Source organism: Oleiphilus sp. HI0117 (assembly GCF_001635235.1).
In genome coordinates, this window is the sequence record NZ_LWGA01001314.1 from 1 (window position 1) to 523 (window position 523).

Annotated in this window: 1 pseudogene; it reads left to right on the forward strand. The window is 46.7% G+C overall.

The annotated features are described in order from the left end of the window. A pseudogene (locus A3757_RS27245) lies at positions 1 to 435 on the forward strand (DNA repair protein RecN); the annotation flags it as partial. Between the last annotated feature and the right edge of the window lie 88 nt (positions 436 to 523).

Consider the following 523-nt stretch of genomic DNA (forward strand, 5'->3'; position numbering starts at 1 on the left):
ACCGTCGAATTCCTGATTAGCACCAATCCTGGACAGCCCCCCAAAGCCATCAACAAAGTTGCCTCAGGCGGTGAGCTGTCCCGAATCAGCTTAGCGATTCAAGTCATTGTCGCTCAAAACTCGACCATTCCAACACTGGTTTTCGATGAGGTGGATGTAGGCATTGGCGGCGGCACAGCACAAATTGTTGGCCGACTACTCAAATCGCTAGGCAAGAATGGACAAATCATTTGCGTTACCCACCTGCCACAAGTTGCCTCACAAGGTGACAACCATTATTTCATTAGCAAGAAATCAATTGACGGAAAAGTTAGCTCTTCGATTGACTTGCTTAATAAGAAAGCCAGAACCGAGGAAGTTGCTCGCATGCTAGGCGGTATTGAAATGACCGAGCAGACACTTGCTCATGCCAGGGAGATGTTGGAGACCGCATAAAAACTATAAACCACCGAGAACACTGAGCAACTTTCAGCCTTCACAGAGAAAAGCTTTTAAGACTTTTCTTTTTTCTCGGTGAAGCGTA